This is a genomic window from Paenibacillus sp. M2, from assembly GCF_046713495.1.
Lineage (GTDB): Bacteria > Bacillota > Bacilli > Paenibacillales > Paenibacillaceae > Paenibacillus > Paenibacillus amylolyticus_B.
The window spans coordinates 546,009-559,801 of record NZ_CP169648.1; the positions used below are offsets into that span (position 1 = coordinate 546,009).

Consider the following 13,793-nt stretch of genomic DNA (forward strand, 5'->3'; position numbering starts at 1 on the left):
TGACTTGGATTGAACTTCAAGGTTGTCAGAGGCTAACATTGATCCTTGTATAACTTGTCTTTTCTTGAATACGCTCCTAAGTGATATCAAAATTCCAGGTATTACCTCACACATCATGTGAATTGAATCATAGATTGTAAGCAAAATGAGACGAGAATCTGGTAAAATAAAAAAAGCTGTTTCTAGGCAGGCTTACATGGTTATTCGAGGGTAGGCCCATTTTTGCAAGGGATAATTAATCCCTGCTGTTAGATGAAGATATTGGCTGAGAAAAGAGGGGTAAGCCTTGGATATTAATAAAACGGAAACCCTGAAGCGCATTATTTCTGAGGGAAGTTCTTACCAATCACTGTTTTTTAACCACCCGGATGCCATTTATGTAATGGACATCCATGGAAACTATATTGATGCTAATCCCTCGGTAGAGCGGATATCTGGGTATACACTGGATGACTTGATTCGTATGAATCAGAGTGAAATCTGTCCTCCGGACAGTGAAAATTCACGCAAAGAATATATTAAAGAGGTACTGGCTGGACGTTCAGTCAGTAATCCCATTACTTTTTATCATAAAGATGGTTCCCTGAAACAGGCAGAGATCACGTATGTGCCTATAACGGAGGGAAAAGAAGTTGTAGGAATCTATGGCATTGCCAAAGATGTTACCGATATCCTGGAAGTGCAACGTGAGCTTAAGGAGGCACAAGAGAAATATCAGGTGCTGGCTGACCATGCACAAGATCTGATTACAACTTGTGCTACGGATGGCGAGTTATTATACGTTTCCCCTTCCGTGTACACCTTACTGGGTTATAAGCCGGAGGAAGTCATAGGAAAGTCCTTCAAGGATTATTGTTATTCGGGAGATTATCCGGACCCTATGGATCTTTCCAAGATCGGCAATGGTTGCAAGATGCGTGTGTTGCACAAGAAGGGACATTATATCTGGATGGAGACATTGGCGAAACCTGTTGCTGGAGAGCGTGGCAAGAGTGTCCAGATTGTAAGCATCAGCAGGGATATTACCCAGCATAAGGATGCGGACAGACGTCTTCGGGAAAGCCGTCAGCGATACAGATCGTTGTTCGAACATAACCCGTCAGCTGTGTATTCATTGAATCTGGAAGGTAAATATAGCGCAGTGAACAGCAAACTGGTGCAAATGCTGGATATTCCGCGCAATAAGCTTATTGGCCAATCTTTTTTATCCAATCTGGATAAATGCGAAGTACAAAACGGCAAACATTATTTTGAAATGGTGAAACAAGGCGAACCGCAATATTATGAGACCCGAATTGTCAATTCAAGAGGTCGAAAGATTGAAGTGTCCGTTACAAATGTGCCCATTATTGTGGATAAGGAAATGGTAGGCGTCTATGGGATCGTGTCCGATATTACCGAGCGAAAGGAATATACGGAGCGGATTCAGGAGCTCAGCAAGCAACATGAGTTGATCCTCAACACGGTTACGGAAGGGATATATGGTTTGGATGCGGATGGAATCACCATGTTTATGAATCCTGCAGCAGCTTCGATGTTCGGTTATGAGGCTAAAGAATTCATTGGCAAAAACTCACATCCCATCATTCATCACACCCGTGCAGATGGAAGTCATTTTCCACAAGAAGAGTGTCCGATCCACATGACCGTGTTGGATGGACAGAGACGTTCAATCAAGGAAGATGTGTTCTGGCGTAAAGATGGCAGCAGCTTTCTGGTGCAGTATCAGGTGACGCCGATTATTGAACAGGGACAGATTCAGGGCGCGGTGGTTGTGTTCAATGATGTAACTGGCGAACGCGAAATTGTACGTGCCAAAGAAACAGCTGAGCTGGCAGCTCAGGCCAAGTCAGAATTTCTGTCGATGGTTAGCCATGAGATCCGGACACCGATGAACGGGATCGTGGGGATGACAGAATTGTTGATCGGTACCGATTTATCGGAAGAACAGCGTGAATATGCCGAGATTATTCGAGACAGCGGCGATGCTTTGCTGAACATCCTTAATGATATTTTGGACTTCAGTAAGCTGGAATCCGGGAAAATGGCACTGGCTTATGAACCATTCGCATTACGCAAGATGCTGGAACAGGTTGCTGAACTGTTTAAACCGCGTGCAGATGAGAAACATCTGGAGATCAGATATCGTCTCAATCCAAGCATCCCTGAGTTCATGGTCGGTGATGCCATACGTATCCGGCAGATTCTGGTGAACTTGGTTGGCAATGCGCTCAAGTTCACAGATCAGGGAAGCATTGATGTTAACGTGGATATTATTAAGGGCAGAAAGCCTGAAGACAGCGTTCTTGATTTTGCGGTGCAAGATACGGGAATTGGCATCCCGGCTGACAAGCTGGATCAGTTGTTTCAGTCCTTCTCTCAACTGCATCCGGTAATTAACCGGAAGTATGGTGGTACCGGACTGGGACTGGTCATCTCCAAGCGACTCGTGGAGATCATGGGAGGCAGTATCAGTGTCGAGAGTATAGAAGGGGAAGGCTCAACCTTCCGGTTTGCTGTTCCTGCGGCGAGTGTAGATGCTTCAGCAGAACAGACAGTAAGTCAGTTCCATCATGATCGCACACGTCAGAGTGACAAGGTCGCCATGCGTATTCTGGTGGCGGAGGATCATCCGGTAAACCGGAAGATTTTACGAGAATATCTGGAGAAGCTCGGATACCACGCAGATGTATGTACCAATGGTGTGGAAGCAATCGATGCCATCTCTCAGAATGCTTATGATATTGTCCTGATGGATATTCATATGCCTGTGATGGATGGATTGAAGGCGACAGACCTGTTACACCGCCTAATTCCACAGGATCGCATACCTCCAATCATCGCAGTTACAGGCAATGCCAAACGTGAAGATAAGGAAGCATGTCTGGAGATTGGAATGCGTGACTTTATTAGCAAACCGGTCATGCTAAGTGAGTTGAAGCGGGTGTTACAGCAATGGGGGCCAAGGGACGAACCTCAACTTGCACCGAATTGAACAACTACTCAAATCAATTTCATAACTCATTAAAATAGATTTCTGTATGTAACTAAATATAGACGAAATGAACCGTTTTGATCTCTATCTAGCCTTGATTGAAGCAGCTGAAGGGATTATGAAGTTGATTCATCTGGCTGTGAAAAATAATAAACGCAAACATGCCAATAAGACTCCTCGCATGGAGTATTATTGGCATGTTTGCGTTGGCAGGCTTTTGAAGTTGAGCCGAAGCATACAAAGTGGAGTTGTATACGAGTGGCTTATACCAATGTCAGACGATTGATGTTACCTGATAGGATTTCACAGGAATTATTGAATTTCTCACGTTCCGTTGCATCCAGATTCAATTCGATAATCTCTTGAATACCATTGCCACCGATGATTGCAGGAACACCGACGCAAACGTTGTGCTGGTCGTACTCTCCGTCCAGAATGGCCGATACGGCGATGATTTTGTGTTCGTCATTGAGGATGGAACGAGTGATATGTGCGAGAGCATTGCCGATCCCGAATTGGGTAGAGCCTTTGCGAGTGAAGATCTCCCAGCCCGCATCTTTCGTTTTGCGTGCAATATCGTCTAGATCCAGATGTTTGAAGCGCTCCTTGTGCTGATCCATAATGTGCATAATCGGTTTGCCACCGATGGTCACATGGGACCAGGCTACGAACTGGGATTCTCCATGCTCCCCGAGAGCATAACCATGCACACTGCGTGGATCGATGGAGAAGACTTCAGATAGCAGCGTTTTGAGTCGTGAAGAATCAATGGACGTGCCTGTGCCGATGACATGCTCACGCGGAAGACCTGATAGCTTCCATACCATATAAGTTACTATGTCAACCGGATTGGCAGCGACGACAAAAATCCCGTTAAATCCACTGTTCATGATCGGGACCACGATGTCTTTGGCAATCGATTCCGCTTCCTCCAGAATATCCAGCCGTGTCTGTCCTGGCTTGGGATTCGCCCCGGCAGTTAAGATAATCACATCCATATTGCCACAATCGGCGTACGTGCCTGCATATACCTTGGTGCGGTTATGTGTGAAGTCCATACAATGGGAAAAATCCAATGCCTGAGCTACAGCACGGTCATACGTCCGGTCCACCATCATAATTTCCCTGCAAATTGATTGATTAATCATGGAATACGCACAACTCGAACCGACAAGACCCGCCCCGATCACCGCTACTTTGCCTGATTTGCCTAACACTGCCGTTCAGCCCCCATTTAGATTGATATTTATTCTTCAATTACGCGTCCTATGTTAAGTATAGTCCTTTATTTTATGCTGGAATCCACTTCTACGTTACATAAGATAACACATGGAAAAGCTGTGCAGCAATGATATCCGCTATCGCGGGAGCGTATTGGAGTAAATGAGTTAACAAAATTGACATGAATAATTCTTAATCATATGATTTGACGGCGTTTGCACCTGTGTCATTCGACATGACAGCATTCATGCTCGTTGTCGGATTGGGTATTATTTGTGCAGATCATATACCTGACAAAACTTCTTATTAATCCGCAGAAACAGAACAAAACCGCCAAAGGGATCTGCCGAGAAGTTGACGAATACATACGGACAAGCAAAAGATAAGCATACTTGATCCATGAGACAGGTTGCCCCGATCCGATGACGGTTCCATAAAGGAACGCTGAAGCCATAATGTTTTTATTCAAGAATCAATTTCATAACTCACTAAAGGTATTATGAAATTGATTCCCAAAAGACTTCATTCCGGGAGGGAATTAATGATGATTGAAGAAGCAGGAGCAACGACGGAAACGGCCAAGAGCCTGGGCATAGGTGCCAGTACTCTTCGTAAATATGCGGCGGCACTGGAAGAACAGGGATACCGGTTCGAACGGTCCGCCAACAAATCCAGACTATTCAAGTCCGACGACATCGAGTGCATTGAACGTCTGATGACTGAACTCCGAGAGCATAATCTACCGCTGGCTGATGCTGTGGTGACTGTATTGGCTCCAGAAGTACCTGTAGCTGTAGTAGAAGTAGATGTACCGGTGGTGGGAATTGAAGGTCTGTCAGAGACGGAATGTGCAGCGACAGTCATGTCATCTGTACTCACTGAAGAGCCTGAAATAATGGGTAATCTGAGATCCTATGAAGGTCTGGGGCAACTGGTAAGTGAGGTGACTTATGGTGCTGTAGAACAACAGCAGGATGATCGGGTACAGTTGCTGCAACAGCGGGTCGATGAACTGGAGCTGACCCTTAAGCATCTGGCTGATACACATATGGCTCTTCAGGAACAGATGGAAAAACAGCGTCTATGGATGAACGAGAAGCTGGAAGAGGAGCGGGATCGTGAACTCGTAACCAACCTGCGCAGTTTCCAGGGAAGAAAACGCAAACCCAAAGGAGTATCCCTGCGTATGTTGTTTGGGTTCCTGCCCAAGAAACATAAGGAAGCTTGAATGACAGGCTCTTGCTCATCGTGATTTTACAGTATCGGCCTGATATAATAAGCTCCATACAACATGGGACTGGCAACGAACTGCTCAGTATAGATAAAGACTGAGTGGATCAGGAAGCTGGCGTGGGAGGGTCTGTGGAGCTGCGACGAAGTTGGCAAAGATTGCTTGGACTATGGACGGATCGTCCTCGGCGGGAAGGCACGACCATTGTTGAGCGTTATACAATACAGGAATTGCTGGGTATGGGGAGTTATGGGCTGACATACCTGTGTACAGATGACCAGAACGGCAAGGAAGTGGCGTTGAAGGAGTCCAAACCTAGCAAGGGCAGACTCTCTGCGCACCTGTTGGAGCGGGAGGCGGACGTGATGAGACGTCTGCATCATCCGGCGATCCCTGATCTATTGGATGTGTTCACATCTGGGAGACGAAGTTATATCGTTACCGAGTATATTCGTGGACAGACGCTGGAAGAATGCATATTTGAGCAAGGTCTTCGATATACGGAGCGGGAATGTCTGCAATTGGCAGGTCAACTGCTGGCTCCGGTGGCTCATGTACATGAGCAGGGATATATTCATGGAGATGTGCGGATTCCCAATGTTATTTTACGTGAAGGGACGGTGCATCTGATTGATTTTGGCCTGGCGAGACGCTTGGGGGAGCCGTTGTTGCCGGAGCTAAAGCGACGTATGCGTGAAGTCCCTGAGCCTGAAGATGAGCCAGCTACACCGGATCATGATCTGCAGGATATCGGCCACTTTCTTCTCTTTATGCTGTATTCGGCTTATGAGCCAGAGAAGGGCCGTGAACCCGCCAGTTGGCAGGAGGAACTGAAGCTTACGCCGGAATTGCACCAGATGCTGGAGCGACTCCTTGGACTCCGGCCAAGTTATGAGGGTGGGGCGACAGAGTTACAGGCAGAGATTGAGAAGTTGTTGCTGAAATTACAATGAAATAAGCTTTATAGGCGGACCTATATTTGTTATCCGTGACCTCTTCGTATGATATCTATAGGGGTCTTTTTCCTTTTTACTATATAGAAAAAATAAAGGGGTGTTCTGTTATCCGTATTTACGGCTAACAGAACACCCCTTTATTACATATTCATTTATTGTAGCGTCTAATAAGCCGGTGTAATCATTGCTCTCTTTAAAAGCAGTCGTGAGAGTCGCTTAGCTGGAGCTATATTTCCTGCTTTTGTAATACCCGGAGCCACTACGACTGTCCCGGTATTTCACATCCGAAGAAGAATAGCGCTTGTAGGAACGCTTGCCTGAGGAACTGCTGTGACGTTTATAGGAGCGCCTGTCGGAGGAGCTATGACGTTTGCGGTGAGATGAGGATTTGGAATCGATAAGTTTGCCGATAATCTTTTTGAACATGAGCTTTCACCCTTTCGACTTCAACTGTTTTAAGCATATACGTGGTCAGATATGGAGGGGTTTCGATTTTTTCATGGATAATTGTATTCATTGGACAGGAGCTTGGCGTATAATAGGATGTTGCTGATTGCACGGAATTTTTTATTTTGAGCGTTTAGCGTTACAATAGAGGACAGGATAAGATTTTAACGGACAGGAGTAGTTATTATGATTACATTAAAGACCAAAGAACAGATTGAATATATGAAAAAAGCCGGAGAAATTCTCGCCGCATGCCATAGAGAAATTGCAAAGATGATTCGTCCAGGCATTACGACACAGGAGATCGACCAGTTTGCAGAAGCTTTTATGAAGAAAAATGGCGCTACGCCGGAACAAAAGGGATATAACGGATACCAATATGCGACATGTGCGTCGGTTAATGATGTGATCTGTCACGGGTTTCCGGGAAAATATGCACTGAAAGACGGAGATATCGTTACCATCGACATGGTGGTTAATCTAAATGGCTGGCTGGCGGATTCGGCTTGGTCATATGCCGTAGGTGAAGTGACTCCGGAAGCACAACATCTGCTGGATGTAACCAAAAAATCTCTTTACAAAGGCATCGAACTTGCCGTGGTGGGCAACCGGATCGGAGATATCTCCAATGCGATTCAAGTGTATGCAGAAGGTGAAGGCCTATCGGTTGTGCGTGAGTTTATTGGACACGGTATTGGTGAGAAGATGCATGAGGAACCACAAGTCCCTCATTACGGTCCGCCTCATCGGGGTCCGCGTCTCAAGGAGGGCATGGTTATTACGATTGAACCGATGCTGAATATTGGTACGTTCCGAAGTAAGCTGGATTCAGATGGATGGACTGCTCGTACTATGGATGGAAGTCTATCAGCCCAGTATGAACATACGATTGCGATTACGGCGGATGGTCCAGTGATTTTGACAGCACAATAATAGCCAAAAGCAGCTACAATGTGACGATATTTGCATATTTCAAGGCGGCCCACGTTTGTGAACCGCCTGTTTCGGTTTAAACTATTAAGAAGTGATAACACAGAGCCAGTGGTAAGTGATCTCAGCTGACAAGGGTTAACCTTGCGTCCACTTGGCAACAAGGAGGTAATTTTGGTGTCTTTAAATAAACAGATCGTACTTGCTTCTCGTCCCGAAGGTGCCCCTTCCAGAGAGAACTTCAACTTCATTGATGCACCTCTTCCTGAACCGGAAGCTGGGCAAGTCCTGGTACGTACATTATATTTGTCGGTTGATCCATACATGCGGGGCCGCATGAAAGATACAAAATCCTATGCTGCACCTTACGCGTTAAATGAAGTGATTAAGGGTGGGGCCATTGGACAGGTTGTGGAATCTTCGGAACCGAATCTGCGCAAAGGTGACCTCGTATCCGGTATGTGGGGCTGGCAGCAATATGCCGCAGTGAACACGGCCGATCTTTCGCTAATTGATACCGAAGAAGCACCAATCACGGCTTACCTGGGTGCGCTGGGCCTGACGGGTCTGACGGCTTATTTTGGTATGGAGGACATCGGCAAACCGAAGGACGGCGAAACGGTTGTTGTATCGGGAGCAGCCGGAGCGGTAGGCATGATTGCAGGTCAGATTGGTAAGATTGTGGGAGCACGCGTGGTTGGTATTGCAGGCTCTGATGAGAAATGCGCTTATTTGAAAGAAAAGCTGGGCTTCGACGTGGTGTTGAACTACAAGAAGGAGCAGGATATGTCAGCGGCCATTGAACGGGCTTGCCCAGATGGTGTAGACGTCTACTTTGACAATGTGGGCGGGGACATCTCGGATGCAGTCTTGCGCCACATCAATCGGAATGCACGTATTCCGTTATGCGGTCAGATCTCGTCTTATAATCTGGAGAAGCCGGATATCGGGATGCGACCACAGACGTTGCTGTTAACAAACACAGCATTAATGAAAGGTTTCCTGCTGGGTGACTATACGAAATCCTTCAAGGAAGGCCGCGCCAAGTTGGCGAAATGGATCAAGGAAGGTCATCTCCAGTATGAAGAAAACATTGTGGACGGGTTTGAACAGACGCCTGAAGCTTTTATGGGCCTCTTCTCTGGAGATAATCTGGGCAAGCAGTTGGTTAAGGTTGCAGATCCGGAATAGATATCGAACGATGTACATGTACAATTAGGTTGAAAACGAAAAGACACGTTCTGCACACCAAGGGTGCGGCAGAACGTGTCTTTTTTATCTGTAAATCTGTGCGTGGTCTATGTAGGGTGACTAGTGTTCGGCGACCAGCACTTCTTTGTAGTGTTTGTACATATATACACGCCAGCGTACAATCATGCCAAAAGCCAGCAGGAAGAACAATCCACCTGTTTGCGGAATACTTACATATCGCTGAATGACTTCATGCAGGATCAGGCGTACGGCCAGCAATCCAAGCAAGATAAAAGCAAAGCTGCGAGAACGTGTTGCAAAAATTTCTTCACCTACTCGTTCAAACCGTGTACTGCGAATGAGGGGATAGGAGAAGAGGAACCAGCCCACCAGAAACGCAATGAATGCCCAGAGTAGAGGAACATGTGTCTCCGGTACAACAAACATGAGAAATCCTGTGCTCATGCCGAGCGGAGGAATAAGGATTTTACGAATGGTCACCGGTCTGTGACTGGCTTTCATGCGGATGAAGATGGCAAGCAGTGCCATGACAAGCATGCCCACGGTTGCTCCGATTTGCAGGTAGTACGGACTGATTTGAGCCACGTAGAACTCCCTCTTTCTGGAATAATATGTTATCCGGTGATCCCGAACCCAGTACGAATTGCCGGAATTTTCAGTTCCTATTATATCACAAACGCAGAAAGCCGATAGAAAGCTTAGTGTATCATATACCCGATATGTATTCACAGGGTGTATTTGAAAATTTTGTATTATTGTGCCCGTTGTAAGGCTGTTTATTCGATTAAGGGGAAATCATGCAATGATTGGACAACAATGGATGTATATCATACTTATCGGCTCACATCATAGAGGGTGGCTTGTGGGTAATACAGATTGGTTAGTACATGTGGTCAGCCTTGTATGTGCAAGTGTACTAGCTTTTTTGCTGGTTATCTACGGTTACATCTTATGGATAAAATATAGCAGTAGGCGCAGGGAAAAGGTTAAGACGGCACTGATGCATGAATTACTTGCAGAAGGTTCATTTCTACAGCGGTACCTGAACGAGGGAGAAATTGGCGTAAACTTATTGAATATGAGTGGAGATCAACAGATCGTTTTGCAGCAATTGTTATTGCAACGGCTCGCTCAAGGTCCCGCAGAGCATGAGATTTTGCGAATTCGTCTGTTATCTTGGCAAGTCTTTGGAAGCTCATACCGATTGGTTTTGAAGACGGGAAAGTGGAGTGAACGGGTTAACACGTTGTTATATATTGAACAGTTTCATATGGTGGAGCTTCTGCCCAGGTTAGAGGATATGCTGCGGGTTACTTCCTGTACGCCGCTTGAACGTTTCATCATTTTACGCATATATGCCAGAACCGGTTATTTCAGAATCGTTAAGGAATTGTTGCGTGAGCAATATGTATGGTCCGATTCGCAGGTTCTGCAGATTCTGCTGTTGCTTACCGATTCATCCTGGACACGTCTGAAGGATCATTTCAAGGATGTATCTTATCAAGTCCAGTGTAATATCGTCCAAGCCATTCGTATTCGGGATGACCAGACGGAGGGTGCTGTTGTTCTACTGGAGAAGCTCATTCTTGGAGAGGATGCATTGCTGCGTACCAATGCGTATCAGGCATTGGCTCAAGTGGGCAGAGGTCGTGAAGATTTGCTGAAGGGGCTATTGCTGGTATGGAACGAATCTGGTGAGGAGAGGCAACGCACTGAAAGACTAACAGTGACCCAGCTTATGGGTACTGTTCATGCGGATGCTTTTATTCCTAGACTGAAGGTAATGATGGGTGATCCTTCTTTTCAGATCCGACAGGAAGCTGCGAATTCCCTTGCCCGGTACGAGCAGGGACTTGACGAACTTCGGGATACGGCTGTAAACCATCCGGATAGATATGCAAGGCAGATAGCGGAAGAAACGCTGGAAAGGATGCAGTATGGACGAAAGATGGATTGAGATGCTGCGGAGTTTTGTTTTAGCATGTTACGAGGGTATATTTATCTATCTGGTGTTAGCGATTGTGATGTGCAGTGTTCTGGTGGTTGCTGCCGCTCGTACATTGATCCTGAGAAGGGATCTGGACCCGCTGCAATATCATGAGATGTTGGATGAAGAATTGGCTCCGGCGGTATCTCTGCTTGTCCCGATGCGTAATAGCGAGGATACGATCGTACAGCGAATTAACTGTCTATTGGATATTCAATATGCACGTTATGAAGTTATTATCATTAATGATGGATCAGAGGATGCAACAATGCCGCGGTTAATGGCAACCTATGATCTGATGCCCATTCGGAGTAAAGTTCATTACTCGGGACTCGTCCAGGAGACGGCTCAGATTAAATGTGTCTACCAATCCAGGCTGCATCATCGTCTGATTGTGATCGATAAGGCGTATGGAGGACGAATGGACTCCTTGAATGCAGGTCTAAATATCTCGCAATATCCTTATATCGCCTCTGTTGGACCCCGGACATTTCTGGAACGGGATGCATTGGTGAAGATTATGAAACCCGTTATGGATGCTCTACCAGGAGAAGAGGTTGTTGCTTGTAGTGGACGAGTAGATCTTATGGTCCCCAGAAATACGGCTCATACAGATTTAACGGAAAACAGCACAAGACTTACGGACAGTACGTTGCATGTAATGCAGACCATTGAATACGTGCGTGCTTTTTTGATTGGTGGTGTGGGACTTGTTCGTTACAATATTAATGTGCTTTTATTTACGGCCCAAGTATTCGGTGTATTCAAAAAGAACCGGGTGTTGGAAGTTGGGGGTTACAAGCGCGACGACCAGGTCGCTCACATGGAACTGGTGATGCGGTTACAGAAACATATGAAGCAGATCAAGGAACGTGGCCGTATTATATATATTCCCGATCCGATCTGCAGGGTAGAAGTACCCGGTACATGGCGTCAACTGTGCAGACAGCGTATCGGTTGGCACATGCAGCTTGCAAGCAGTCTATGGACTCAGCGGAGCATGATCTTCAATCCGGCCTATGGCTGGATGGGGATGGTATCCATCCCGTATTTTATTCTGATCGAATTGTTGGGGCCTGTGATGGAACTGGGAGCGATTTTGCTGTTCATTGCAGGCATAGGGCTACAGTTGGTGGATATCAACCTATGCATCATTCTCGTTCTGCTGCTGACGCTCTATGGTTCACTGTTGTCCGCAGGTATGGTAATGTTCGAAGTATGGTGTTCACGCAAAGCGTACACGTCCAGAGCAGTGACGCGTCTGTTATTGTATGCTTGTTCGGAGACGTTCTGGTTCAGACCGCTGAACAATATATTCCGTATGTTTGGCATTTTGCAGGCTATGGGATTGAGGAAGGAAAAGGAGAAGGAGATCAGGAATGGATTGGGGTAATCTATCGGCAATCCTGGTAATACCTTGGAACAGAGCAAGGAGGAAGACGCTTCATGAAAAAAAGTTACAGGCCAGCCACGATGTGGACGCTGGCTTGTTTTACAGTGGTATCGGTGGTGCTGGTTGTCCCCTGGATTATGTGGCAATCCCAGGCCCCTGTTCCACTGAACATCATGATTATTGACAAGAGCAGACCGGACTTGTCCTATCAGGGGCACAAGGGGTTGGTCTGGCTTTTGAATCAACAGAAAATTGTACAGCACACAGGGGAATACTACTCGTATGAAGAGGATTATTACGGCTATGATCTTCAGGACGGGCTTCCACGAATGAAACAACTTCTGCCTGATGAGGTGACAGACACGGATCTGATCTATCTGACGGCAAATCGGAGCAGTCTGTCTGCACACAAGAATGAACGGAAACAAGGCGGAATATATGAAGGATTAACGATATATGATGCGCAGAAGATTCGCGAGGCTGCGTATAAAGGGGTAACGATTGTCGCCGAATACAGTGCATTGGCGAATACGGCTTCGAAGATGACCAAGGAGCAGCTGTATCCCATCTTGGGAGTGAACAGCACTGGATGGCAAGGTAAATCGGTATCTAATCTGCAAAGTATAGAAGAAGTCCCCCGGTGGGTTCGGGCGAATTATGAGCAGCGGGAGAAGAAGAAATGGTCATATTCCGGAGCGGGTATGCTGCTGATACATATGGATGGACAAGTCATGGTACTGGAGAAAGGTCCGGATGTGAAGACAGGAAATGTACAAGTTGCTTTCACACAGGAGGGCAGGGATTGGAGCGGTATAACCCAGGATATACATTACAATGGCTGGTTCGATATCATTTTGCCGCAACAGCAGGATTCCATATTGGCTTGGTATAAGACGGATTTGACGAAGGAAGGCGAGCAGAAGCTGGTGGGTGCAGGAATTCCCGCGGAATTTGCTGCACTTGTCCGATATGACGACTATAATCGGTCCTATTACATGGCAGGGTCCTTCGGAGAGATGAAGCATTATTCTTTCTGGCGCCGAATCAAAGGATGGGAGGTCGTCCGGTCCAAGCTTACGCCCGATCAGAAAGATATTCCGGACATGTTCTACTGGAAGGTGTACGTGCCCGTGATGAAGCATATTTTAAATGAAGTGCAGGATGGACGGCAGCAATGGCCATAGATAGGCTATCGAGAACCTTTCGATGGAAAGAGGGAAGCCAAAGTCCATTCCACCTTTCGAGAGGAACGGGAGATGTACATAATAGAGAAGTGCGTCGTTGTGAGCGGCAAAAGTGTGGTTGAGAGACAGGGTACCCGCATAATCAATGCAATTTGGAGCATGAACACTCCGTATTTAGAGTCCATAACACAATGTGTGTCTGGACGTGTGCCGCTATGATGAGTGGACGAGTGTCTA

11 protein-coding genes are annotated in these 13,793 nt (G+C 46.4%); 8 read left to right on the top strand and 3 right to left on the bottom strand.

Going from position 1 to position 13,793, the window contains the following annotated elements:
* Window positions 1-286 precede the first annotated feature (286 nt).
* Window positions 287-2,995 carry a PAS domain S-box protein gene (locus tag ACETMN_RS02620; RefSeq protein ID WP_091018487.1) on the top strand — a complete coding sequence of 903 codons (2,709 nt, stop codon included), beginning with the start codon at window positions 287-289 and terminating at the stop codon, window positions 2,993-2,995.
* A gap of 263 nt (window positions 2,996-3,258) precedes the next feature.
* On the opposite strand, the gene ACETMN_RS02625 is transcribed toward ACETMN_RS02620, so the two are convergent.
* Window positions 3,259-4,212: an L-lactate dehydrogenase gene (locus ACETMN_RS02625; RefSeq protein ID WP_091018489.1), complete on the bottom strand. Its 954-nt coding sequence runs from the start codon at window positions 4,210-4,212 to the stop codon at window positions 3,259-3,261.
* A gap of 545 nt (window positions 4,213-4,757) precedes the next feature.
* Here ACETMN_RS02625 and ACETMN_RS02630 point away from each other — a divergent pair.
* The gene (locus ACETMN_RS02630) at window positions 4,758-5,444 is read left to right on the top strand and encodes a hypothetical protein (protein WP_091018491.1); all 687 of its coding nucleotides are present in this window, start codon (window positions 4,758-4,760) and stop codon (window positions 5,442-5,444) included.
* Window positions 5,445-5,548: 104 nt separating this feature from the next.
* Complete coding sequence (locus tag ACETMN_RS02635) at window positions 5,549-6,400, top strand: protein kinase domain-containing protein (RefSeq protein ID WP_143786550.1); 852 nt, start codon at window positions 5,549-5,551, stop codon at window positions 6,398-6,400.
* A 219-nt stretch (window positions 6,401-6,619) separates the two neighbouring features.
* On the opposite strand, the gene ACETMN_RS02640 is transcribed toward ACETMN_RS02635, so the two are convergent.
* Window positions 6,620-6,829, bottom strand: coding sequence for a hypothetical protein (locus ACETMN_RS02640; protein ID WP_074093270.1), 210 nt, complete (start codon window positions 6,827-6,829; stop codon window positions 6,620-6,622).
* A 207-nt stretch (window positions 6,830-7,036) separates the two neighbouring features.
* Between ACETMN_RS02640 and map the strand changes: the two genes are divergently transcribed.
* Window positions 7,037-7,783, top strand: a complete 747-nt coding sequence (gene map, locus ACETMN_RS02645; protein WP_091018494.1) for a type I methionyl aminopeptidase — start codon at window positions 7,037-7,039, stop codon at window positions 7,781-7,783.
* Window positions 7,784-7,957: 174 nt separating this feature from the next.
* Window positions 7,958-8,971, top strand: a complete 1,014-nt coding sequence (locus tag ACETMN_RS02650) for an NADP-dependent oxidoreductase (protein ID WP_091018496.1) — start codon at window positions 7,958-7,960, stop codon at window positions 8,969-8,971.
* Between the two features lie 120 nt (window positions 8,972-9,091).
* Here the strand turns inward: ACETMN_RS02650 and ACETMN_RS02655 are convergent, their stop codons facing one another.
* Window positions 9,092-9,577, bottom strand: coding sequence for a CcdC family protein (locus ACETMN_RS02655; RefSeq protein WP_176873064.1), 486 nt, complete (start codon window positions 9,575-9,577; stop codon window positions 9,092-9,094).
* Window positions 9,578-9,794: 217 nt separating this feature from the next.
* Here ACETMN_RS02655 and ACETMN_RS02660 point away from each other — a divergent pair, with 217 nt between their 5' ends.
* From ACETMN_RS02660 to ACETMN_RS02670, 3 genes are read left to right on the top strand one after another with little or no spacing between them, the layout of a single operon-like run.
* Window positions 9,795-10,949: a HEAT repeat domain-containing protein gene (locus ACETMN_RS02660; RefSeq protein WP_091018497.1), complete on the top strand. Its 1,155-nt coding sequence runs from the start codon at window positions 9,795-9,797 to the stop codon at window positions 10,947-10,949.
* Entirely contained in the window at window positions 10,930-12,372 is a 1,443-nt protein-coding gene (locus tag ACETMN_RS02665; protein ID WP_091018499.1) for a glycosyltransferase family 2 protein, read from the top strand. The genes ACETMN_RS02660 and ACETMN_RS02665 overlap by 20 nt, the downstream gene beginning before the upstream one ends.
* Window positions 12,373-12,425: 53 nt before the next feature.
* Window positions 12,426-13,556, top strand: a complete 1,131-nt coding sequence (locus ACETMN_RS02670) for a hypothetical protein (protein ID WP_091018501.1) — start codon at window positions 12,426-12,428, stop codon at window positions 13,554-13,556.
* Window positions 13,557-13,793 lie beyond the last annotated feature (237 nt).